17 protein-coding genes and 2 pseudogenes are annotated in these 23,475 nt (G+C 65.7%); 12 read left to right on the top strand and 7 right to left on the bottom strand.

What is annotated here, in order from left to right; genetic code table 11:
• Positions 1-32 precede the first annotated feature (32 nt).
• Complete coding sequence (locus EET13_RS00945) at positions 33-1,139, bottom strand: NAD-dependent epimerase/dehydratase family protein (RefSeq protein WP_122440571.1); 1,107 nt, start codon at positions 1,137-1,139, stop codon at positions 33-35.
• A gap of 361 nt (positions 1,140-1,500) precedes the next feature.
• Here EET13_RS00945 and EET13_RS00940 point away from each other — a divergent pair, with 361 nt between their 5' ends.
• The 5 genes from EET13_RS00940 (at position 1,501) to EET13_RS00920 (ending at position 8,410) form a co-directional block, all read left to right on the top strand.
• On the top strand, positions 1,501-2,565 hold the full coding sequence (locus tag EET13_RS00940) for a PrpF domain-containing protein (RefSeq protein WP_122440519.1): 1,065 nt from the start codon (positions 1,501-1,503) through the stop codon (positions 2,563-2,565).
• A gap of 3 nt (positions 2,566-2,568) precedes the next feature.
• A complete protein-coding gene (locus EET13_RS00935; RefSeq protein WP_122440518.1) occupies positions 2,569-3,822 on the top strand; it encodes an AbrB family transcriptional regulator in 1,254 nt (417 codons plus the stop codon).
• Positions 3,823-3,868: 46 nt separating this feature from the next.
• Entirely contained in the window at positions 3,869-5,188 is a 1,320-nt protein-coding gene (locus EET13_RS00930) for an MFS transporter (protein ID WP_122440517.1), read from the top strand.
• A 517-nt stretch (positions 5,189-5,705) separates the two neighbouring features.
• Entirely contained in the window at positions 5,706-6,839 is a 1,134-nt protein-coding gene (locus EET13_RS00925; RefSeq protein ID WP_280177860.1) for a PPE family protein, read from the top strand.
• A 416-nt stretch (positions 6,840-7,255) separates the two neighbouring features.
• Entirely contained in the window at positions 7,256-8,410 is a 1,155-nt protein-coding gene (locus EET13_RS00920; RefSeq protein WP_122440516.1) for a PPE family protein, read from the top strand.
• A gap of 394 nt (positions 8,411-8,804) precedes the next feature.
• Here the strand turns inward: EET13_RS00920 and EET13_RS00915 are convergent, their stop codons facing one another.
• Positions 8,805-10,781 carry a cytochrome c oxidase assembly protein gene (locus EET13_RS00915; protein WP_122440515.1) on the bottom strand — a complete coding sequence of 659 codons (1,977 nt, stop codon included), beginning with the start codon at positions 10,779-10,781 and terminating at the stop codon, positions 8,805-8,807.
• Positions 10,782-10,943: 162 nt separating this feature from the next.
• Between EET13_RS00915 and EET13_RS00910 the strand changes: the two genes are divergently transcribed.
• From EET13_RS00910 to EET13_RS00895, 4 genes are all read left to right on the top strand, one after another.
• Positions 10,944-11,573, top strand: a complete 630-nt coding sequence (locus EET13_RS00910; protein WP_122440514.1) for a DUF5134 domain-containing protein — start codon at positions 10,944-10,946, stop codon at positions 11,571-11,573.
• Positions 11,574-11,700: 127 nt separating this feature from the next.
• Positions 11,701-12,807 carry an ABC transporter permease gene (locus EET13_RS00905; RefSeq protein WP_122440513.1) on the top strand — a complete coding sequence of 369 codons (1,107 nt, stop codon included), beginning with the start codon at positions 11,701-11,703 and terminating at the stop codon, positions 12,805-12,807.
• A 16-nt stretch (positions 12,808-12,823) separates the two neighbouring features.
• Positions 12,824-13,138, top strand: coding sequence for an acyl carrier protein (locus EET13_RS00900; RefSeq protein WP_122440512.1), 315 nt, complete (start codon positions 12,824-12,826; stop codon positions 13,136-13,138).
• A gap of 50 nt (positions 13,139-13,188) precedes the next feature.
• The gene (locus EET13_RS00895) at positions 13,189-14,820 is read left to right on the top strand and encodes an AMP-binding protein (RefSeq protein WP_122440511.1); all 1,632 of its coding nucleotides are present in this window, start codon (positions 13,189-13,191) and stop codon (positions 14,818-14,820) included.
• A 7-nt stretch (positions 14,821-14,827) separates the two neighbouring features.
• On the opposite strand, the gene EET13_RS00890 is transcribed toward EET13_RS00895, so the two are convergent.
• The 4 genes and pseudogenes from EET13_RS00890 to EET13_RS00875 form a co-directional block, all read right to left on the bottom strand.
• On the bottom strand, positions 14,828-15,634 hold the full coding sequence (locus EET13_RS00890; RefSeq protein ID WP_122440510.1) for an SDR family NAD(P)-dependent oxidoreductase: 807 nt from the start codon (positions 15,632-15,634) through the stop codon (positions 14,828-14,830).
• A gap of 686 nt (positions 15,635-16,320) precedes the next feature.
• Positions 16,321-16,683 (bottom strand): annotated as a pseudogene (locus EET13_RS00885) (5'-methylthioadenosine/S-adenosylhomocysteine nucleosidase); the annotation flags it as partial.
• On the bottom strand, positions 16,680-17,561 hold the full coding sequence (locus EET13_RS00880) for an SDR family oxidoreductase (protein ID WP_122440508.1): 882 nt from the start codon (positions 17,559-17,561) through the stop codon (positions 16,680-16,682). The gene EET13_RS00880 and the pseudogene EET13_RS00885, both read right to left, overlap by 4 nt.
• A gap of 31 nt (positions 17,562-17,592) precedes the next feature.
• Positions 17,593-18,363 carry a DUF2127 domain-containing protein gene (locus tag EET13_RS00875; RefSeq protein ID WP_122440507.1) on the bottom strand — a complete coding sequence of 257 codons (771 nt, stop codon included), beginning with the start codon at positions 18,361-18,363 and terminating at the stop codon, positions 17,593-17,595.
• A gap of 383 nt (positions 18,364-18,746) precedes the next feature.
• On the opposite strand from EET13_RS00875, the gene EET13_RS00870 reads away from it, so the two are divergent.
• The 3 genes from EET13_RS00870 (at position 18,747) to EET13_RS00860 (ending at position 22,382) form a co-directional block, all read left to right on the top strand.
• Entirely contained in the window at positions 18,747-19,562 is an 816-nt protein-coding gene (locus tag EET13_RS00870; protein ID WP_122440506.1) for an SDR family oxidoreductase, read from the top strand.
• Positions 19,563-19,821: 259 nt separating this feature from the next.
• On the top strand, positions 19,822-20,808 hold the full coding sequence (locus EET13_RS00865) for an AAA family ATPase (protein ID WP_122440505.1): 987 nt from the start codon (positions 19,822-19,824) through the stop codon (positions 20,806-20,808).
• Positions 20,808-22,382 (top strand): DHA2 family efflux MFS transporter permease subunit, encoded by a 1,575-nt coding sequence (locus EET13_RS00860; RefSeq protein WP_211189006.1) that lies wholly within the window; start codon positions 20,808-20,810, stop codon positions 22,380-22,382. The genes EET13_RS00865 and EET13_RS00860 overlap by 1 nt, the downstream gene beginning before the upstream one ends.
• 80 nt (positions 22,383-22,462) lie before the next feature.
• Here the strand turns inward: EET13_RS00860 and EET13_RS30100 are convergent.
• Positions 22,463-23,475: pseudogene (locus tag EET13_RS30100) on the bottom strand (PE family protein); the annotation flags it as partial.

Below are 23,475 nucleotides of genomic sequence, written 5' to 3'. Positions count from 1 at the left end.
GTTCCGGCAGGACACCAGCGCCATCGCGGGCATCAGGCTTCTGCCACCAACCGCTGCGCCTGGTGTGACCGTGACCGCGCCACCGTTGCGGGATGCTGGTTGCGAGGCGTGACACCGGCACACTGACCGCGGTGAGCCTTGGCAGACCGTTCATTTCGCGCTGGGTGGAACACTCCTACGTGGTAGGAACTGCTGGCATATTCCTTGGCCCCCACCAGTTGCGACAACGGCGTGCGAACCGGTTGTCCTTGGGCGACCCGTTCTGCGAGGGCATTCAGATCGAAGCGGGGATTCCATCCCAACTCCCGGCGGGCCCGGGCGTTGACGTACACGCGGTCCAGGCGGTCGGGGAACCGCCAGCCACGCTCGGCCCACACCGCCGCCGCGCGCGGCACCCGGCGCGCCAACACCGCGGCGGCGCCGGTCCGCAGTTCGGCCATGTCCTCCCGGGTGAACGGCGTGGTGGCCGAGATGACGTAGCGGGCAAATCCGAGACTCGGGGCGCGCCGCGCCGCGCGCAGATGCGCATCGACGGCGTCTTCGAGCGCCACGCGCCGGCACGCATATTCGTTGGCCTTGATGTTGTCGTCGCTGCGCCCGTCGTATTCGTCGGGCATGTCATCGCACTCGGCGAAGAACCGCGCCACCCGCAACACCACGCAGGCCAGGCCGTCGTTGCGGTGTGCCAGGTGGCACATATCCTCGGCGGCAGCCTTGGTGACGCCGTAGATGTTCTTCGGAACCGGCACAACCGATTCGTCGATCCAGGCCGCGGGCTCACCCGCCGGCGGCACCAGCGCGTCACCGAAAACAGTTGTCGACGACGTCATCACGAACGAGCGGACGTTCGCCGCGGCCGCGGCCTGGAGCAGATGATGGGTGCCGCTGATATTGGTCTCGACGAATTCATGGCTCGGCACGAAAGCCAGCTGCGGCTTGTGCAGCGTGGCCGTGTGGAATACCACCTCCACGCCCAACATCACGTCGCCCAGCAGAACTGGATCATTCACGGAGCCAACAACATTGGTCCACTTGGATGGCCGTCTGTCCAGGCCGATGACCTCGGCACCGCGCTCACGGAGACTGCGCACCAACGCCTCGCCCAGGTGGCCCGAGCTGCCGGTCACCAGGGTGCGCATGTTGCGTTCCGGTGTCCGAGTCCGGTAGCTGGCGGTGCTCAATTGGTTATCAGTGGATAACATGCGCTAATGGTATCGGCCGATAACCATTTGTCAACACCCCGATCGCGGCGCCGCCGGGTGCCCTATCGACGCGCGCCGCGCAGTCGGGGGCCGCCACAACGGGTTGACTGCCGCGGATATCGGTTGATAACTTGGTTATCAGTCGATACCACCGTCAACTGCACCGCCCTCACTGGCGTCGGGCAGTTCGCCCGAGACTCAAGGAGGGAAGGTCGATGTCCTTCTCAAGACCGAAGCCGCAGCCGGTGGGCAGCCAGGTTGCGGTAAGCGCGCCCACTCGGGAAGTAGTGAGCGCACCATGATCTCGGTACCCGCGATGTTGATGCGCGGTGGCACCTCCAAAGGGGTCTACCTGCTCAAGTCGGATCTCGACCATGTCGGGACCGACCTGAATGTCTTGTTGCCCGCCGTCATGGGGTCCCCGGATCACCGGCAGATAGACGGGCTCGGCGGCGGGAGTTCGACGACCAGCAAGGTCGCGATCGTGGGGCCGGCGACTCGTCCCGACTGCGACATCGACTATCTCTTCGCACAGGTGGATGTCGAATCCATGCGGGTGGACTGGACGCCGACGTGCGGCAATATCCTCGCCGGGGTTGGCCCGTTCGCGATCGAGCGGGGACTTGTCGCAGCGGTTGACGGTTGCACCTCGGTCCGGGTGCATCTGGTCAATACCGGTGCCGTCGTGGCGGTTTCGGTCCACACTCCCGGCAGGCAAGTCAGATATGCCGGCGGGTTGGAAGTCAGCGGTGTGCCCGGACGTGCGGCGCCCGTCGGCATGGTGTTCGGCGACTTCTGCGGGGGCACCACCGGAGCACTGTTTCCGACGGGAAATCCGCTCGACGATATCGAGGGAGTCATGGTCAGCGCGATCGACGCCGGGGTGTGCGCTGTCATCGCCCGCGCCGAAGCGTTCGGAATCGCGGGTGACGAATCACCGCGGCAACTCAACAACGATCGCGGATTGCTGCGACATATCGAGACCGTCCGGTTGCGTGCGGCGGTTGCGATGGGCCTGGGCGATGTCACCGGACGCGTTCTGCCGAAGGTCATGCTGATCGCAAAGTCGCATCGAGGCGATCTCGGGTCTCGGTACTTTGTCCCCAACAGCTGCCATCCCACCCATGCGGTTTCGGGGGCGCTATGTCTGGCGACGGCAGCAACCTTCTCCGACACGGTCGCCGCAAGGCTTCTCCCCCACCGGTTCACGGCCGGCCGGCTGGTGATCGAGCATCCGGCCGGGACCATTGGCGTCGAAGTCACCGGTGGCGGGACCGACGGAATCTCCGCGGTGCTGCGCAGTAGCGCGCGAAAGCTGTTCGATGGTTTGGTGTTTGCGGAACTGGGCAAGGCGGTTGCCTGACCGATGGATATACGACGAAGGGGAAGAACCGCCGGCTATTGGCTGTGCTGCCTGTTGTTGACGACCACACTGGGCTTGCTGCTCTCAGCATTTCACATGCCGATCGGGTGGCTCATCGCCGCACTGTTCAGCGCCGGATGCATGGCGGTGTTCGCGGGCTGCGAGTTTGTGCCGCACAAGTTTCTGCTTCGACCGGCGCAGGGCTGCATCGGCTTGGCGGTTGCGGTACCGCTGAACGGGCTGGCCAGTTCGACGATCGCCGGCTACCTGGGAATTTCCGCGGTGTGCTCCGCGGCGACGCTGATCTTGTGTCTGATCTGCGGTCTTGCCTTGGCCCGCGCCGCGAAAACGCTGTCCCCGGCAACCGCCTTGCTGTCGACATTGGCAGGTGGGGCAAGCGGAATATGCACCATGGCACCGGAATTGCATGTTGATCATCGTTATGTGGCCCTGTCGCAATACCTTCGGGTGATCGTGGTTGCGCTGACGGTTCCGCTGGTGCTGCAGTGTGTGGGCGCTCCGGCGGCCGGTCCGCATCAGGGCGCGGGTCACGTCTCGATGATCTCGAGTCTGGCCGCGTTGGGGGTCATCGTCGGAGCCGGGTACGCGGGGCTGAAGTGGAAGTGGCCGGCGCCGTTTCTGATCGCTCCGATGCTGGTCGCGCTGGTGGCGCAACTGCCCGGTCCGGGCCAATTCGTACTGGCCCTGCCGCCTGCACTCAATGTCGTCGCATACGTGGTGATTGGGTGGCAGGCCGGTGGTGCCCTCACCCTCGGCGCTCTCCGCCAATGCCTTCGGCTACTGCCGTTGACGTGCGCCTTCATTGCGGCGGCTATCGGCGGATGTCTGGTGTTGACGGTCGTGGTGTCGGGCTGGACCGGCGTGTCCTTCTCGCAGGCATATCTGGCGACCACACCGGGCGGGATTTACGTGGCGCTGGCAGCCAGCGACTCCGCCGCCGAGCCGCTGGTGGCCACCATGCAGGTACTACGCCTGCTGGTGATGAATATCGCGGCGATTGTCGCAGGCAAATTACTCACCCGCCCCCAGGGGTTCGCACCCCCAAGGATCGCGCGACGCAACCGGCGGGCGCGCCGGGGCCGGTCGACAACAGCGATTGGCTCCCGCGGGAAGGTGGACGGTCCCGGAGTTCGACAACCGGCAACGACGGTTGCCTTCCGCCTGCGCCACTGCGTCACCGTCAGCAACATCGCGTCCGCCGACACGGCAGAATGCGCGATCCCGGTAGCTCGGTGATCGGGGTCATGGAAGTCACGGAAGTCACGGAAGGTCACGGGAGGTAATGGATATAGTCGCGCAGTTCCGCAGCTTCAACTATCCCAGCCGGGTGCTGATGGTCAACCAATTCGGCATCAATGTGGGGTTCTACATGCTGCTGCCGTATCTGGCCGGGTATCTGGCGGGGCCGCTGGGGCTGGCCGCGTGGGCAGTGGGCCTGGTGCTGGGTGTGCGCAACTTCGCCCAACAGGGCATGTTCTTTGTGGGCGGCACGCTCGCCGACCGGTTCGGCTACAAGCCGCTTATCGTGGCGGGATGTCTGGTGCGTACCGGCGGATTCGTGCTGCTGGTACTCGCGCAGTCGCTACCGGGTGTGTTGATCTCCTCGGCTGCAATGGGTTTCGCTGGTGCGCTGTTCAATCCCGCGGCGCGTGCGTATCTGGCGGCTGACGCCAGCAACCGCAGGATCGAGGCGTTTTCGCTGTTCAACGTCTTCTACCAGTCGGGAATTCTGCTTGGACCGCTGGTTGGATTGGCGTTGGTGGCGATGGACTTCCGGATATCCGTTATGGTCGCTGCTGTCGTCTTCGCAGCGCTCAGCATCGTGCAACTGCTGGCGCTGCCCGCGGACCAGGTTGATCGGACCGTGCCCAAGTCCGCGCGGGCGGCCAAGGGTTCGGTCATCCAGGACTGGCGCATCGTGTTGGGCAACCGAGCAGTGTTGTGGTTCGCCGCCGCCATGATCGGAGCGTATGTGCTGGAATTCCAGATCAATCTTGCCCTTCCCCTGCATGCGTCGCGGCTAGCGCCGCATGCGCAAACATCGTTGGTGGCAGTGCTTTTTCTGATTTCAAGTTTGGTCACGGTGGCCGGCCAGCGGCACATCACCCGTTGGTTCGGTTCGCGGTGGGAGGCCGGGCGCAGCCTCCCCATCGGGGTGATGTTGCTGACGGCGTCGTTCGTTCCGCTCGCCATCGTTCCCAACGCGCAACGCTTCGGTACCGCTATTGCGGTGCTGGCGCTCTTGCTGTCGGCGAGTCTGCTCGCGCTCGCGGCCGCGGTGGTGTTTCCCTTCGAGCTGGACAGGGTGGTTTCGTTGTCGGGAGACCGGTTGATAGCCACCCATTACGGCTTCTACAAGACCGTTGTCGGAGTCGGTCTGCTCGTCGGCAATCTGGCGATCGGAGCGTTGCTGGGTGTGGCGCACCGCCTCAATGTCGATGAATTTGCCTGGGGCGCATTGATTCTTGTGGGCCTGGTAGCAGTGGCTGGCTTGCTTCGGCACGGCAGGCAGATCGCACCGCCAGCAGATCCGTTGCGGGCCTGTGCCAACCGTAGTCCGGTGCTCGGTCGTCGGCCTTCGACTAAGCTCTTCGCAGCATGACGCTCGGTTCCTATGCGGCCACAGTGGTCGGCCCGACGAGCGTCTAGGGCACGTCCGAGCACCGTCTCGACGACAAATGGCGCAGCCCGGCACGGGAATTGACCGCACAGCCTGATTGCGCTGTGGCACTACCTGCTTCGTTACCGCTCGAATCCGTCGCCGGTCCGATGAGCGCCCGTCGCTGGGCCTAGGCCTGCGGGCCGGGGTGTCCGGGCGGCACCGCGGTGCTCCCCGCTTGTCCACTGCCGCAAGCACTCTCACACCGCTTGACACCACGGTATCTGCTGATAACCTGACTATACGGGCAGGTTATCGGATGATAACTTAGCTGCGCGGCACTGCCTCATCGAGGGCGCCCATTGTCCGGACAGACTTAAGGAGCAACCTGCATGTCTTCGGTGAGCCTGCAAACCGCAACGTGTTGTGCACAAGGGTCTTTCGCTGTGTGCCCGCTACGCGCAGGAGCGCGGCCGGCGCCGGCGCTACCCCGTCTTGCCAGAGCATTCGGCGGTTAGCCATGCTGGATTTCGCGGTGTTGCCACCGGAGATCAATTCGGGCCGGATGTATGCCGGCGACGGGTCGGCGTCGCTCAGAGCCGCGGCCGCAGCGTGGGAGGTACTGGCCGCCGACTTGTACGCGATGGCGGTCGACTACATGTCGGTGGTATCGGGACTGGCGGAGGGACCATGGCGGGGTTCGGTGTCGGCATCCATGGCCACGGCGGCCGCGCCGTACATCTCGTGGCTCAGCGCCACCGCTAGCCGGGCGCAGCACGCCGCAAGCCAGGCCAGGGTGGCCGCGCAGGCCTATGACGTGGCGCTCGCCATGACCGTTCCGCCGGCAGCGGTGGTGGCCAACAGGACCTTGTTGTCCGCACTCACGGCGACCAACGTTCTGGGCCAGAACATTGCGGTGATCGCACACACCGAGGCGCAGTACGCCGAAATGTGGGCTCAAGATGCCGCCGCGATGTATGCCTACGCGGCCACCTCCGCGGCTGCTTCGCAGCTGACACCGTTCGCCGAACCGCCGCCAACCACCAATCAAGCCGGGTTGACGTCACAAGCCGCAGCGGTGGCCCAGGCGGTCGAGTCGCAAGCGGAGACGAGCGCGTTGGCGCAACTGCTCTCCCGAGTGCCCCAGGCCCTGCAGGGACTCGCATCACCGCTGTTGGCCATGGACCCTCCGGACTGGCTGGACTTCATCTTTGTCACGGCTGGGCCGCTGATCCTGAGCTCGGTGAGCTCGTGTCTGGGACTGGCCCAGTCGATGGCTTCACTGGCCTTGATTACGGCGCCGGCAGCGAAGGCGGCCGCCGAGGGCGCCTCATCGTTGGGATCGGCGCTCGTGGGCGAGCTGGGTTCGGTGGCTGGTGCCTCATCCGCGGGTGCGGCGATGTCGGCGAGTCTGGGCGCGGCGCGTTCGATCGGCGCCTTGTCGGTGCCGGCAAGCTGGGCCGCGCTTCCCGCGGCCGCCCCGGCCGCCGCGGCCGTGCCGACAAGCTGGGGCGTGGTCCCGGACACCGCGGCGGGAATGCCTGGGATGCCCGGGGTTCCGATCGCCGGGATGGCTGGCCACGGCATGGGTGGTGCGGCGCCGCGATATGGGTTCCGCCCCGCCGTGGTACCGCGACCACCCGCGGCGGGATAGCGCAACCGAGACCCGTTGTGAGGCCGCTCGCCCGGCCTTCCGAGCACCATGCCCCGGATTACTCAACCCGCTGCCGGCTTGGCGGCCGCGGCCCACCGCTGATCGAACCCTTGACACCTAGGATATCGCTCGATAACCTATGGTATCAATCGATAACCACGGTAGGGCGGCATTCGGTGCCGGCCACCGCAGTGCTACCGCGGTGATTGACCGCGCTCCACCGCGTCAACGCAGCCCGCGGCGAAGCGTCCAAGAATCCAGATCGCCTGACCGGCAACGGTTTCGGACACCCGCGCAACAGGCCGGGCTCGCTGAGGAGGAAGTGCATGTTCGTTGTGACGTCAGCGGGGACCCGTGCCCCCGCCGGTCTCGGCAGAGCCGGCTAAGTCGGTACCGGCGGACACGAAGGCACACGCATGCAGGATTTCGGAGCACTGCCACCGGAGATCAACTCCGCCAGGGTGTATGCCGGTCCGGGTGCGGGCTCGCTGCTGGCTGCGGCGGCGGCATGGGAAAATCTGGCCGCGGATCTGTACTCGCTGGCCGCCTCGTATGAGTCGGCGATCTCGGGGCTGACGGTGGGCTCGTGGTTGGGTCCGGCGTCGACCCTGATGGCGGCCGCGGCAGCACCCTATGTCGCGTGGATGAACGCTACCGCGACCCAGGCCGAGCAGGCCGGCGTCCAGGCCATGGCGGCGGCGGCGGCATTCAACGCGGTGTTCTCGATGACGGTACCGCCACCGATCGTCGTCGAAAATCGGACGGTGCTCATGACCCTGATTGCCACCGATATCTTCGGACAAAATGCTGCGGCGATCGCAATCACCGAAGCGCAGTACGCCGAGATGTGGGCGCAGGACGCCGCCGCGATGTACGGCTATGCGGCCGCCTCGGCGGCGGCATCGACGTTGCTGCCGTTTGAGGAAGCCCCGGAAACCACTCGCCCGGATGGGCTGGTCAGGCAGCTGGCAGTGGTCGGGGAAGCCGAAGCTGACGCCATCAGGCAGCTGATGTCCGCGGTGCCCCAGGTGCTACGCATGCTCGGCGAGCCGACCCCGTGGAACTGGCTGGTCGAATTGTGGAAGGAGATTTCGCCGCACCTGGGCACCTTCAGAGACATAGTGTCGATAGGTCAGAACTGTGTTTCGGTAACCAACAACACGGTTGCGATGACCCAGATGGCGGCCACGATGGCCAGGGCGGTGCCCGCTGCGGTCGCCGAGGCTGCCGGCAGTGCTGCCAAGGCGGTTGCAGGCGGGACCGCGGCGCTGGGGTCGGCGTCCGGCGGAGTGGGCGGTTCGGGCTTCGCGGCCGGGTTGGGCCGGGCGGCTTCGGTCGGTTCGCTGTCGGTGCCGCAGAGCTGGGCCGCGGCCACTCATGGAATCAGCCCGGCGGTTCGGGCCTTGCCCGCCACCAGCCTGGGCAGCGCCGCGGAAAGCGGGCCGGGACACATGCTGGGCGGGCTGCCGCTCGGGCCGACGCCCTCCGGCGGGAGCGGCAGCGGTGTCAACAGCGCACTGCGGATGCCGCCGCGCGCCTATGTCATGCCACGGATTCCGGCCGCGGGCTAACTAACGCCACGGCCAGGCGTTCAGCGTGCGCTCACGGCGCCGACGGTGCGCTGGTGGCGCCGACTGTGCGCTGGTGGCGGCCCCAGCGCGAAATAGTCGCCCTACGTGCGCGCTCAAAGCCGTCACTGCACAGTCGATACCGCGGCATGACAACCGACGCCGACGGGCCCGCGAGTCTGCTGCGTATCGCCGGATATCCTCCATTGCCAGAGGTCCGAGCGCAGCCACGCGCATGGCTGGCGAAACGGACGCCAAGGCGCGCAACCAAGCTGCGCTCGCCGACCTCGACACCCCGAGGAATCCGGGCGGAAGGCATCCGATCGCCGAAACAGACCGCGGTCCGAGACCTCGCATGCCGAATACGACCACCAAGGGCTGGTCTCCGGCAGTTCACTCACCGACGCATGCGGGACAATTCGCGAAGCATCGCGTTGTAGGCGTCCAGGTCGTCGTCGGCGTAGTTGCTGTCCGCATGCCGATCCTCACGCGCCGCGACCCGGCGGTCCTGGCGGGCCCACTGCGCAACCAGCGCCACGATCACGATAATGATGGGTAATTCCGTTGCACCCCAGGCGATTCCACCACCGAGGTGTTGATCGGCGACAATGTCCGGCAGCCAGGGCAGAGCAACCGAGCGATAAAACTCGCGACCTATGGCCGACGTCGTGGTCATCAGCGCGATGCCGAAGAATGCGTGAAAGGGCATGACCGCGAACAGCAATCCGATCCGTCCCGGGTAGGGAAGCCGGCGTGGCCCCGGGTCGATACCGATGATCGCCCAGTAAAAGAGGTACCCGACGATCAGGAAATGGACGGCCATGAATTCGTGGCCCCAGTGGTAGCGGACCAGGATGTCGAACAGCGGTGTGAAGTAAACGATGTAGGGCGAGGCGACAAACAGGATGAACGCCGTGATCGGATGCGACAAGAATGCCGTCACCCGCGAATGCAGCAGCCAGGTCAGCCACTCGCGGGGGCCCGGCGGTCGGCCCTCCCCGGCAGCGGGCAATACCCGCAGGGCCAAGGTGACCGGACCACCCAACACCAGCAGTACCGGGACGAACATGTTCAGCGTCATGTGCTCTGCCATGTGCACGCTGAACATCGCCGATCCGTAGGCCCGCACACCCGAGCTGCTGGTGAACACCAAGACGACACAACCGATCAGCCATGCAATTAACCTGCCGACGGGCCAGGCGTTGCCGTTCTTGCGCAAGCGCACGTAAGCGATCACATACGCGACGGCGAGGACCACGCCAAGAGTGCCGACCAGGCTGTCGAACCGCCACACGGTGGCCAGCGTGATGACGTTCGGCGGATGTGGCAGTTCATATCCGAGAAAAACGTCCCACGCCGAAAACTGGTGCGCGACATACCGGGGCGCCGTCTGGATCGCCATGGCAGCCACCGCAGCAATCACGACCATCATGGTCAGAGCGCCGGCGATACGGGCTACGCCGCGCCCAGCGGGCCGGACGAACAAGCTCCAGCAGTCGAATAACCAGACCAGCGTTACCAAAAGGCCCGCCGCAAGACCCAAGTGAGCAAAGTCCGAATCCAGCGACCAACCCGGGATCAGCAGATACAGCAGCACCGCTCCGTAGGACAGTGTCAACGCCCCGCAGGCCACATGCATCACCTGGACTGCGCGACCCGGCGTCGCCGTCGTCAACGCCGTGGCGGTCTTCAGCCCGGTGAGCGCGGCGAGCACCAACGTGAAGACGATCGCCGCGCTGGTCGTGTAGTCATGGTCCGGCCCCTGGCCGGCGTTACCGGTGACGGCGGTCGCAGCCACGGCAATCACGACCGGGATAAGCAACACGACATGGCCGACCCACCGCGTGATGAAGCGCAACGCCACCGCCACCACCAGCGCGCAGATCGCCGCAACGATCCACGCCCGGGCGCCATCGGAGGCGCCGACGGCATCCGGCAGCGCCCCGCTGTCCAGCAGCCTCGACGGGGCCACCCCGGCATCGTGGGCGGCCTGAATAACCGCCATCCCCACCGCTAACCCCAACCAGATAACGGAAACACGCTCTGCCACAAGGTGAATCCGGAATGCCGCAGCATCGATCAAGCCGTCGTGCTCCGGGCGCGCCGCGATGACGACGTACAGCAGCGCGCCCAGGCACACTGCGGTCGCCAGCGACGCAAAGAAGTACCCGAGCGGCTCCGCAACACAGAGGAACCCACCGGGATACGGATTACCCGCCGCGGCATAGCGACGCTCTCCCGACACCAGCCCATAGGAAGCCAACGCAGCTGAGCTGCCGAGCAGACCCACCAACAGTGCTGCCGACACCAGCGAGGGTGACCGTGGGGCCGGCGCCGCCGACGGCAAACGGTCAGCGGTCGCATCGGTCTGCACCCCACGAGCTTACGACCCAATGTCGTAACGCACGCCCGTGGCCGAACCCCCGGATTTGCCGCTGCCACCTACCGGTCGCGGACCGCATATTCTGCTGGGGCCGTCGATACCGATCTGAAAGTGACGTCATGACCTCCCCGAGCCCCGGCGATCGAGCTTTACATGGTCGATGAGCTGCTGCTTCGTTGCCTAGCGACCGGGCTTTTCGTGCTGAGTGGTACCGCCTACGTCGTCGCGGCGGTCGCCCAGCGGCGTCGCTGGGTCTCGGTCGTCAGCAACGGGCTGCATCTGGTGATGGCGATCGCGATGACGGTGATGGTCTGGCCTTGGGGCGCACATGCGCCGACGACCGCACCCGCGGCGTTCTTTCTGCTGGCGGCCGGGTGGTTCGTCGCGCTGACCGTCGTCTCGGCGAAGACCATGGCGCAGTGGGCTGCGGGCACCTACCACGCATCGATGATGCTCGCCATGGCGTGGATGTACGTCGTGATGAACGGCCATTTGCTGCCCGGCAGCTCGGTCACCCGTCAACCGACGGAAATCTCGATGCCCGGCATGGACACGTCGGCGATGCCCATGACAGTAGACGGCGCCCAGCCGGCATGGGTCGACTCCGTCAACTGGTTGTGGTTCTTGGCCTTCACGGCCGCGGCGACGGTGTGGGCCTTCATGTCCGTTAACGGGCGCCGGCGCGGTGGGGACGTCAGCAGTCGTGAGGTACTGGCGCAGGCCGGCCGGATATCGATGGCTCTGGCGATGGCTATTGTTTTTGGCGCCCCGCTCTTCGGTTGACCCGGGCACACTCGCCGTGTCGTGACCGGTCGGATAAATCACGCGGAACTTCTTGCCACTCATCTGCGACTACTTGCTTTGTGGGTTGGGTTACCAGGTTCGCGTGTGATCAAGGGCTTGTAGCTGGGTGATCGTCGCCGTCAAAAATCTCGTCGCCGAACGTGCCCGGTTGGTGTTTTCGGTGTTGGGTGTGGGAGTCGCAGTCCTATTGGTGTTGGTGATCTCGGGCATCTTCGTCGGCACTACCAATCGGGTCACCACCTACATCGACCACTCCGGGGACGCCGTATGGGTGGTCCAGCCCGGGGTGACCCAAATGTTCAAGGCGGTGTCGTGGTTGCCCGGCGACAGCCGAGACCGCTTGATGGCCGTCCCCGGGGTGCAATCGGCGGATCCGCTGCTGGGATCGCCGTCCGATTTCGTGCACAACGGCACTCACACTGCCTACTACGTGCTGGGTTATGACACCCGGACCGGTGTGGGCGGCCCGTGGTCGCTGGCTCAGGGCCGCAACGTCGCCCGCTCGGGCGAGGTGGTGCTGGATCGGGTGCTGGCCCGAAAGAACGGAATCGGCCTCGGCGACAAAGTCCAGATTGTCGACGAAGATTTCACCGTCGTGGGACTGTCCAACCAGACCGCCGCGCTGGGCAACTTCTACGCGTTCGTTTCGCTGCCCGACGCGGCGCGGCTGCTGCGGGCCGGAAATCGGGTGTCCTATTTCCTGGTCCGGCCTCAGCAGGGCTACACCGCTCAACAGGTCGCCGCCGCAATCCACCACGACCTGCCCAACATGGACGCGCTGGCCGCTGGCACGTTTACCGACAACAGCCGGGCCATCATCATTTCGATGATCGGGCGGCCGTTGAAGACGATGATCGCGATCGCGGTGCTGGTCGGAGTCGCGCTGGTGGGGTTGACCGTGCTGGCGGTCACCAACGAGCAGCTGCGCGACTTCGGGGTGCTGCGTGCGCTGGGGGTGCGTCCAATCCAGTTGTGCCGCACCGTGGTTGCCCAGGCCGCCCTGATCGGCGGGCTGGGCTATCTGGCCGGTGCCGCCGTCGCCTACGGCGCGCAATTCCTCATCGCCGACCGGTTGGGCGAGGTCACCGTTGAGATCACCCCCGCCATGCTGGCCGCGATGGCCGCCGCCACCGCCGTCATGGCGCTCGTCGGATCACTGATTCCGGTGCGCCGTGTCGTGCGGATCGATCCCGTCACCGCCTTCCGACGCTGACCCGAGGTGCGCAATCATGACCGACAACCCCACCACACCAACGATTCCCGGGACCGGCGAGGTCGTCGACGCCGTCCGCGAAGTCCTGGAGAAGGTGCTGGCGCCTGAGGATCTCGCACAGGTTGACTTCAACCAGCTCGACTCCCAAACACCGCTGCTCAGTTTGCCCATCGACTCCGCCGTCCTTATGTCTTTGATGACCGAGCTCGAGGACCGGTTCCTGGTGTTCATCGAGGAAGAAGCGGCGTTCTCGTTCCAGACCGTTGCCGATGTTGCCGACTATGTGCGTCGACGTCTCGCCGACAAGGCCGGCCGGCTGGCCGGCTCGTGAGCGTTTTCTCGCCTGGGGCGCTTGCGCACGTACGGGCGAACGCCCCGGCAATGTCCTCTGGTGCAATCGATTACAGCCTTCTGCTGCAGCATGACCTTCCCCAGATCGACTTCTACGGCACGCGCGAGCACCTGGCCACGCTGGCCGGGCAGGCCCTGGTGGACAAGGTGCTCGTGCGCGCGGGCGCCCTCGCCGCCAACGGCCTCCGGCGCGGCGACCGGATCGTCATGGTGTCGGCCAATACCGAGCAGTATCTGGCGACGCTGCTGGCAGCCTTGCTGATCGGGGCGCTGCCCTGCGCCATCGCACCGCCACCCACCCCGTCAGACGAAAGGTCGGCGGGGGTGCAGCATCTGCGTGCCGCAATCCGCGTGGTCGAACCGCAGCTGGTGGTGGCGCAACCCCGCGTTGCGGTCGCGGTGCCGCACGCACGCGTGCTCGTATACGACGAACTCCAAGAGGCCCAACCCCTTTCGCTGCCGGCGGGCCACGCACCCGAGCCGAGTGACGTCCATCATGTCCAGCTCACGTCCGGTTCGACGTCCGCGCCCAAGGCGGTGCTGCTGACGCACGGCAACGTCGCGCACAACGTCGGTGCGATCGGCTACGCGACAGCCATCGTCCGGGGGCACGACCGAGCTTTCAGCTGGTTGCCGATGTATCACGACATGGGGTTCATACAGGTGCTCGGCGGGCTGCTGTACGGACTGCGGGTGGGCATCATGACACCACTGGCGTTTCTCCGCGACCCGCTGTCGTGGGCTCGGCACATGACGCATCATGGCTCGACACATACTGCGGGACCGCCATTCGCATACCGGGCCACCGCCGATGCCCTTCATCGTGCCGATGCGACTGCGGATATCGATCTGTCGGCACTGGCCTACGCGTACGTCGGAGCCGAACCAATCTCCTACTCGACGGTGCGCCACTTCACCGACAGCTTCGCCCGAGTTGGCCTGCGCTGCAACGTCCTCGTTCCGTGCTACGGCATGGCCGAGTCGGTGCTGGCGACAACCTTGGCACTTGCCCCGGCACCGTCGGCCCCGACGAATTTCGGGCGTGTTCGAGTATCGGGTTCGGGACCAGCCCAGGAACCGGTGGTGTCCTGCGGTGCGCCGGTGGACGGCTTACGCATTCGGGTAGTCGACTCCGACGGAGTCGAGCTTCCTGCGGGCAGTGAGGGGCAGATCCAGGTGAGCGGTCCCTCGATCATGCTCGGTTATCACAGTGCCGACGGCTCACTCACGTGTCCACGCGATGGCTGGCATGACACCGGAGATCGTGGATTTGTCTCGGAGGGTGAGCTTTTCGTGGTGGGACGCAGCAAGGAGATGCTGATCGTCCGCGGCCGCAACTTCCCGCCCTACGATATCGAGCGGGCGATCGACAGCATGCCCGAGATTGGCCCCGGACATACGATCGTCTTCTCGGTGCCCGACGCACGACGTGGCAGAGAATCCGTGGTCGCCGTGATAGGCACGAATACCGCTGAATCCCAACATCCTCGGCTTCGCATCGACGTCGCGACCGCGGTACGAACCGCGTTCGGGTTCTCCCTTGACGAGATTGTGCTGGTGCCCACTGCGGACATTCCCCGCACCACGAGCGGGAAACTGCAGCGACTCAAACTCCGTCAGCGATATCTGGGGGGTCGTCTGCCCGTCGCGGCGGCAACCTGATCCAGCCTCAATCGCGTTTCAGCGCGGGGTGGTTGCGCGCCAGGAACGGCAGCATCCACTCGGGTGGCACCACCCTAAAAAGACCGGCGGCGACACGGTTCACCAGGCCCGGGACGACGACGGCCTTGCCGGCCGCCAAACCGTCGATACCGGCCTGGGCCACCTGGGCGGCGGGCTTCCACATAATGCGCGGCAGGCTGTCTTCGGCTTCCGCTTTGGTGAATCCAGCGGCGTCACCGAATCCGGTGTCGACCGGTCCGGGGCACAAGGCGGTCGCGTAGACCCCGGTGCCACGCAACTCACCGCGCAGGCTATGGGTATAGGACAGTACGAACGCCTTGGCCGCGCCATAGGCGGCTTGTCCGGGCAACGGACCGAACGCGGCCACCGACGCCACGTTGAGCACCGCTCCCCGATGGCGTTCGACCATGCCCGGCACAAACCTGCTGCACAGGTCGACGACGGCCGCCACATCGACTTCCACCAGGTTGAGTTCTTGGGCCGGAACGGATTTCGCTACCACACCGAGCGTCGAGAGTCCGGCGTTGTTGATCAGGATGTCCGGCACCAGGCGCAGCGCGGCCACCCGGTCCAGCAGGCCGGCCCGGTCGTCTCGCGACGACAGATCGGCGGGCAGCGGATGCGCGTGCGGGCCCAAGCGTGCGGCCAGTGCCTCCAAACGGTCAGCGCTGCGGGCCACCAGCACGACCTGGTAGCCGCGCGCAGCAACAATGCGGGCGAGCTCCTCGCCGATGCCCGACGACGCCCCGGTGACGACGGCGGCGCGGTCGTTTCCTGGTGGGGGAAGTGCCATACGGCGACCTTACCGGCGGCCCCGTTGGGCAGTTGCCACCTCTTCCGATTTGCGCCTGGTCATGGCTGCCACGGCTGCCAAGCAAGAGCCCATCCGGTGAGCCCGCTCGATGTGACTTTGGACCGGCATACCAAGGGACTTTCGGCCGTCGTGATACCGGCGATCGCGATGCCATAGTGGTGATTGCCAGGGCAACCTGGCGGTCTGCCCGAAGAGCAGCAAGCCCATTTTTGGGCGAGGCCCGCAGGGGCCTGCTTGACCCACCGTCAGAAGACGGGGATCTGCCTTCGGGCAGACCTTTCATGTCTGCGCCCACGCCTCGGCGCCACGTCCGTATCACCGAGGGTCGCCGGCCCGATGAGCCTTGCCAGGTCGATCTTCACGCATTGCTCGAACCTGTCGTGGCAGCCGGTGTACGGGGACGGCGCAACACTCATATGCCCACGGGTGTCGACTGTGATGCCGTGGTTTCGAGTGTGCAGCGACGGCGTCGAATGTGCTTGTAGGGCGAGAACATCGGCGCTGGCCCGCCCTGGCGGCACACTCGACGCCGTCACTGCACACTCGACACCACCACCACACGCAGGCCTGATCGACGCGGTCGCCGCCGTTGAGCTCGTGCGCCCGAACCGCGGCGTACTAGAAAACTAGACAGCTAGATCTCGACTAGCGCGGATGACCAGCCACGGGATCGCAACCGATATGTGGCCGGGTTGATCGGGCTGTAATCGCTCGTCTTCCACCAGCCCGAAATCGTGCTGAACCACGCGCTCGGCGACAACGACATCGCCGATCCGAAGTTGCGCGTCCAGACCACCAGCAACGCCGGTGAAAACAATTGCTCGGCAACGGAATCGGTCGGCAAGCAGCGCGACGACCAAACTCGTGTTGACTTTGCCCATGCCGGCTGCTGCCAACACCACCGGGTAGTCGTCGAGCGTGCCGACGTCGAAGGTGACCTGGGCGATCTGCTGGCGCTCGGGTCCCGACATCAAACCCAGCAGGAACGACAACTCCTGCGGGATTGCGCAGATAACGCCGATCGTCACGGCGAGTCGCTCGACCGCAGCCCGGTCATCATGCGGGAGCCGCGGCGGAACCGCACCAGGTATCCGGGCAGTCGACGCGCCGGCACCGGCTTTGGCCAATCGTCGGCCCGGAAGTATGCGTCGGAGCCGCCATCGACGAATACCACACTGCCACAGAGGAAATCCGCGGAATCTGAGAGCAGGAAGCAAATCCAGTCAGCCAGGTGCGCGACATCGCCGAATCCTCCGACGGGGATGGGAAATGACCGCACGGCTTTGGCCTGCGTCGGGTCCGACAGCTGCTCCTGCAGCAGCGGCGTCATGATGGCCCCGGGCGCAAGGGCGTTGAGCCGGATGCCCGATCCGGCCCACTCCGGCAGCACGGCGTGGCGCCGAACCCAGCGGCTTACCGCGATTTTGGAGGCTGCGTAGATGATCGACGGCGCAGCTCTGCCGAACAGCCGCGCCGAACGCAGCGCCCGGTCGGCGTCATTGTCCAGCAGTGCCCGCACGGTTCGTCGGGGCACCGCGGGCACCGTCGTCGTCGAATTACTTGCGATGACGACCACCTTCGCGTGCCCGACGGCGGCCAACGCGGGCCGCCACGCTTGCAGCAACTCGACCACGCCCAGGTAATTGACGTCGGCGATCCGCCGCATCCGGTCCCGCCCCGGACCCGGCCCCAAGCCCGCAGCCAGCACGGCTCCGTCGAGCTTGCCGCCGCCGGCCACCACCACTTGGTCAGCGGCCTGCGCCCGTCCCTGGGGTGTCGACAAGTCTGCGGCGACGTCGGCGTCTTTGAGGTCGACGCCGATCACCGTGTGGCCGTTATCCCGTAGCCGGCCCGCGGCCGCACGGCCCATCCCGGATGCCGCTCCGGTGATTGCATAGGTGCCCATCGCGATCTCCGATCCTGCTGGGGCCGCGCGATCAGGTCGTCATGGCGGCGCGTTCGAGGTCGAGCAACTGCTCGCCGTGCCGTTCTTCCTCATATGCCTTGCGTCCGCCGCGCAGGCCGAACAACCGCTTCGAGATCAGCAGGTAGAGCACCGCAGCGATGTTGATGCTGAAGGTTACAACCCGGGTCATGGTGATGCCCTTGGTCAGGTCGTGGATCTCCAGCGGCAGGAAAATCGAGGTGGCCACGACCGCGAAGTATTCACCCCAGCGCTTGAGCAGCCATAGGCCCACGCCCTCAACCACCTGCAGGACCGCGTAGGCGGCCAGCATGAACGTGATCAGCGCCAGCGTCGATGGTTTTGCGGCCAGCGCCTTCTCCAGTTCGTGTATCGCCGACATTTGATCGACCTTGAACCCGGCCGCGCGAAAGACCGGCAGGTCGCGATCGAGAGTGGCCTGAATGGCCCCGCGGGCTCCGCGAAACTCCCACACCGCCCACGCGGCAAGGCCGAGGATCAACGCGCGAAACAACCGCTCGACTGCGAGCACCCGGATGATGATGGCCTGACGTAAGGCCTTGCCCCGCATGATAAGTGGTGCGTCTTCGGGGTGGCCTCGGCCATGCGGCTCACCGAGGGTGAAGTCGCCGCAACGAAGACAGCGCCATACCTCGCCGAGCTTGGTGGTGGCGCTGAGCCGGTCCGCAAGTGCCTCGTCGTCGGGGGCATAGGTGGCATGCCCGCTGACCGCACAGGCAATCAGCTCCCACCGGTTCACGCCACGATTTTCACGCTTGACCACGAGCCATCATTGAATGCCGGTAGCGAGCCACGCAAGGCGACGCGCGCGAACCCCTGACCCCGTGTGGTTGCCGGGTCAGAACCTCACCGAGCTGCGTGGGCGCTGAATTTCGGGACTCACGTCACCGGGGAGAGCTGCCAGTTCGCCGGCAGCGATGTCAATCAAGGTGCTCGACGGCGAAAGTGGACCATAGCCTGGCTTCGCCTTGACCGGCTTCACGTTGAATAGCTTGACACAGAACTCTGGTACAAGCTTGGGTCGCACTGCGGTGTATGCGTGGCCACTACCACGAGGTACACCTCTGGTATCCGACGACATCCACCGAACGGAGACGACGCAGTGGAACGGATCGGCGAGGAGTATCGGTGACCGGTGACCTAGCAATGCATCGGGACGTGTTGACCGTTATCGGTGCCGGCGGCATCGGTCAGGCGATTGCCCGGCGGTCGGGCGCCGGCAAGACGGTACTCCTGGCCGACAACAACGACGAGACGCTGGCATCCGCCGTCGAATCCCTTTCCGCAGGAGGCCATCACGTGCTGAGTCGCAGTGTCGACGTCGCCTCCGCGCAATCAGTTCGCGGGCTCGCGCAGTACGCCGCCTCCCTCGGCAATGTCACACACCTGGCGCACACGGCCGGGCTGTCCCCGGCCCAAGCCTCGGCGCAAGCAATCCTGGCCGTCGACCTGCTGGGGGTCGCGCTTGTGCTGCAGGAGTTCGGCGCAGTCGTCGCGCCGGGCGGTGCGGGGGTGGTGATCGCCAGCATGGCTGGCCACCTGGTCCCGGCACTGACCGCCGAGCAAGAGCACGCGTTGGCCCACCGCCCGCCGGTCGACCTGCTGTCGCTCGACTTCGTCAGCCGGGTCAACGAACCCGCTTTCGCCTACCCAATCGCTAAGCAAGCCAACCATGTTCGGGTGCGGGCCGCGAGCGCGCAGTGGGGCCGCCGCGGCGCCCGGATAAACTCGATCAGTCCCGGCATCATCTCCACACCCATGGGGCATCTGGAACTGGACTCCGCTGCCGGCGACGGCATGCGCGCCATGATCGCGATGTCAGGCACCGGCCGCATCGGAACCCCCGACGACATCGCGGCAGCGGCGGCCTTTCTGCTCGGCCCGGACGCATCCTTCATCACTGGTACCGACTTGCTGGTCGACGGCGGCGTCATTGCGGCCGTACGGTCGGGCACCCAATAGGGCGCCCCGGCCGCCGTCCCGGTGCTTCACCGCCGGGCTCGACGGCGGCCAAGATTGCGACATCCGAGCGCCGGCTTATCCAGACGGAAAGCACAACCTGGTGCTAAACAAGGTTCGTGCATCGTTGCGGCCGGCATCCACCTCACGCTGAGCGCGAGTTCGGCTATGTCGGATGTGGCGGATCTGCAAACCCCGAGTCGCAGGCCCGTCGCCCCGTCCCGCGCTACAACGACCCCGGCACCGGCGCGGGAGGGCCGTCATGACCCACGGAATGGTGCTCGGCAGGTTCGTGCCACCCCATGCCGGCCACGTGTATCTGTGCGAGTTTGCGCGCCAGTGGGTGGACGATCTGACGATCGTCATCTCGGTGCGGGCCCGAGACCCGATATCGGGCAACCAACGCCTGGCGTGGATGCGCGAGCTGTTCCCCTTTGATCGCGTGATTGATCTATTCATGAAGGAAATGCAGCATCCGTCGGAGCAACCGCCGTCCCGTGCCCTGTTGAAGGCGAGTTTGGAGAAGGTTCTGTCGGTGCGTCCCGACTTCGTCTTCGCTTCCGAACCCTACGGCGCCGACCTCGCCCAAGTCCTCGGAGCGCGATTCGTGTCAGTCGATCAGGCCCGCACGGTCGTTCCGGTCAGTGCGACATGCATCCGCGCGGACCCGTTTGCGCACTGGCAGCACATCCCGCGCTGCGTGCGACCCACCTTCGTGAAGAGGGTCAGCATCCTCGGCCCCGAACCCACCGCGACGAGCGCTCTCGCCCGTGTGCTCGCGAAAAAGCTCGGGACGAAATGGGTTCCCGAGTGGTCAAGGGCGCCAATGGGTTTGAAGGCAGGAACCTCGGCAGGACCGGATTGGATCGCAATCGTTCGCGGGCAGATCGCTTCGGAAGAAGCCTTGGCACGTGACTCCGATCGAGTGCTGATCTGCGCTACCGATCCGCTGGCCACCACCGTGTGGGCCGAGCTGCTGTTGGGCAGCTGCCCCCAAGAACTCCGCCAATTAGCTTGCCGTCCTTACGACCTCACGCTCCTCATGACGGCCGATGCGCCTTCGGACGCCGCCGCCCAGGCTTATCCGCTCAGCGGGGGCGTTGACTTTGTCGGCGGCTGCGAGCGCGCTCTGCGCGCAGCGAAACGACCATTCGTCGTTGTCAGCGGCGGTTGGGAGGAGCGGACCGCGGCGGCCCTTGGCGCTGTCGAAAAGCTGACACTTTCGCACCGCTCGTGGGAATCACGGTGATACGCCGCCCGGGCGGGCGCCGACCCGGCCTGCCCACGCACAATGCGAGCCGAGAGCAGCGCAGCAATGCAGACAAGCTCGACGCCAGGCTGTGGTGGATAGCAGGAGTGTGCGTCCTGGGCTCATTCATGAACCTGTTGGACACCACGGTTGTCACCGTTGCGCAACGCACGTTCGTCGCCACCTTCGGCTCCACCCAGGCCGTCGTTTCCTGGACGATCACCGGTTACACGCTCGCGTTAGCCGCCGTGATCCCGATTGCTGGTTGGGCAGCCGACCGGTTCGGCACCAAACGGATGTTCATCGGTTCCGTTGTCGCGTTCACACTGGGATCGCTACTGTGCGCGGTAGCGCCAAACATCACCGTGCTGATCGTCTCCCGGGTGCTGCAGGGTCTCGGCGGTGGCCTGCTCACAACGCTGACCCTCACCATCGTGAACCGCGAGGCAGGTCCCAAACGGGTTGGCCGCGTGATGGCCGTGCTGGGGATTCCGGTTGTGCTCGCCCCCGCTTTCGGGCCGGTCCTGGGCGGTTGGCTCATCGACAGCTACAGCTGGCAGTGGATCTTTTGGATCAATCTGCCAGTCGGTGTGGTCGCAGTGGGCCTGGCCGCGATCGTGTTGCCTGATGACGACTCGTCACCGTCGGAAAGCTTCGACATCATCGGGATGCTGCTGCTGTCGCCGGGCCTGCCGGCGCTGTTGTACGGGATGTCGGAAATCCCCCTCCGCGGCACCGTGGCCGACGGGCATGTGGGGATACCCCTGGCCGTTGGGATGGTGTTGATCGTCGGGTTCGTGTTTCATGCGCTCCACCGGTCGGATAAGTCCCTGATCGATTTGCGCCTATTGACTAACCGAGCATTCACACTCACCAATGTCGCCATGTTTTTCTATATCGCCTCGACCTTCGGCGCCGGGGTACTGTTCCCGAGCTACTTCCAGCAGCTGCTGAACCAGACGCCTTTGCAAGCCGGAGTGAGCGTGGTTCCCCGAGGAATCGGGGCCGCGGTGAGTATGCCGTGGGCGGGAACGTTGATGGACCGACGCGGCGCTCGCGGGGTTCTGGTCATCGGTGTCGCGTTGAACGTCGCGGGCATGGGTGTCTTCGCTTATGGTGTTGCCGACCAGCGCGAGTCGCTGCCGATGCTGCTGACCGGTCTGACGATTTTGGGGCTGGGCATGGGGGCTACCCGGATGCCGCTGGTCGCGGTGGCAATGCAGACGCTGACCCCGCATCAGATGGCCAGGGGTTCGACGCTGATCAAGGTCAATCAGCAGGTGGCGGCCGCGGTGGGTACCGCGCTGCTGTCGGTGATCCTGACCAGCCAGCTCGGCCACCCGGCAATGCCGGGCCGGCCCCTTCCCCACAGCGGCCTGTCGCACGCCTACAGCGCGGCGTTTGTGGTGGCGGTCGTACTGGTGGCGTTGACTTTCCTACCGCTGGCCCTCTTGTACCGGAAGCCGGAAGCGATGACACCGAGGCACCCGTCGTCGCGCCCAATCACACCGGAACCGGGCGAGCCCGGTGGTGCCGCGCAGCACAGCGGGCAGTCTTCTACCGGTATCCACTGACTTTCTCGTGGAGTTAGCTTGTGCCACAGTGAATCTCGCCACGGTCTGCGACGTCTCGCGGGCATCGCGTGCCCCCGAGATCACGGCGCGTCGAAATTGTGCAAGGTCTGAATTGTTCCCTCGCTCACCGTGACGTAGCCGTCCCCGTCCGGATGGAACGCGATCGCCTCACCCTGGGATTCGTTCGGAACCGCCGGCCCCATGACGGGCTGCTGGCTGAATGGCGACCAGGCACTGCTGTTGGGGTCGCGGTTCCACAGCAGCACATCGCGATAGGTGCGAACGGCCAATTCCGAACCGTCCGGCGAGAAGTCGGCGCTGGTGACGAGTTTCGAGTTGGTGTGCGACGTGTCCAGTGTCGCGACTTGTTGCAGGGTCGTATCCCCGGCGCTTCCCCACGCTGTTGCCGGTGCCGAATAGACGCGGGAAACGTCGCCACTAGTCTTCTCGATGACCATCAGGTTGCCCGAACGCGGATCGACCGCCAGGGACTCGGAGTTGATCTTTTCGCCGTTCGGATATGCCAGACGAAGCTGATCGATGCCCGTCAACGTCGTGCTCGCGGGGTTGGTCGCCGTGCCCGTCACCGTCGGCTCGGGGACGCGGTAGATGACAACGTTGCTGCGCGACAATCCGTTGTCGCCGATGTCGCCGACGTAGATATAGGACTTGCCGTCGGCTGCGGTAGCGACCTCGATGTCTTCCCAGTCGACTGCTTTTGCGCCACCGAGTGTGTAGCTGCCCAGGGTTTGCCCGGTCTTTGCGTCGACGGCGAAGATTCGCGCCGAGTCGCCCGAATCATTGTGCACCCAAACGACATTCGGATTCTTGATGCCGGCATCGATGCCGGAGATCTCGGTGAGAGCGCTGTTGGTGATAGTTCCGCCGTTCGACGTGGTGAGGTCGCCGGCGCGGGCCGCGTCGACGGAATTCTGGCCGGGATCGGCCGGCACGCCCGAATTGCCGGGTGCGTTGACCTGGGCGCCGGGTGCGCCGGCGGCACCTGCGTGACCGGCCAGTTGTCCGCCGGCCCCGCCTGCTCCACCCGGGCCCGGCTGCGGCCCCGAGCCGCCCATGCCGCCCATGCCGCCGT

Origin of the sequence: Mycobacterium attenuatum (assembly GCF_900566085.1) — a bacterium.
Classification (GTDB): domain Bacteria; phylum Actinomycetota; class Actinomycetes; order Mycobacteriales; family Mycobacteriaceae; genus Mycobacterium; species Mycobacterium attenuatum.
Note: the sequence above shows the minus strand (reverse complement) of the source record. Positions and strands in the feature narration are given on the sequence as shown.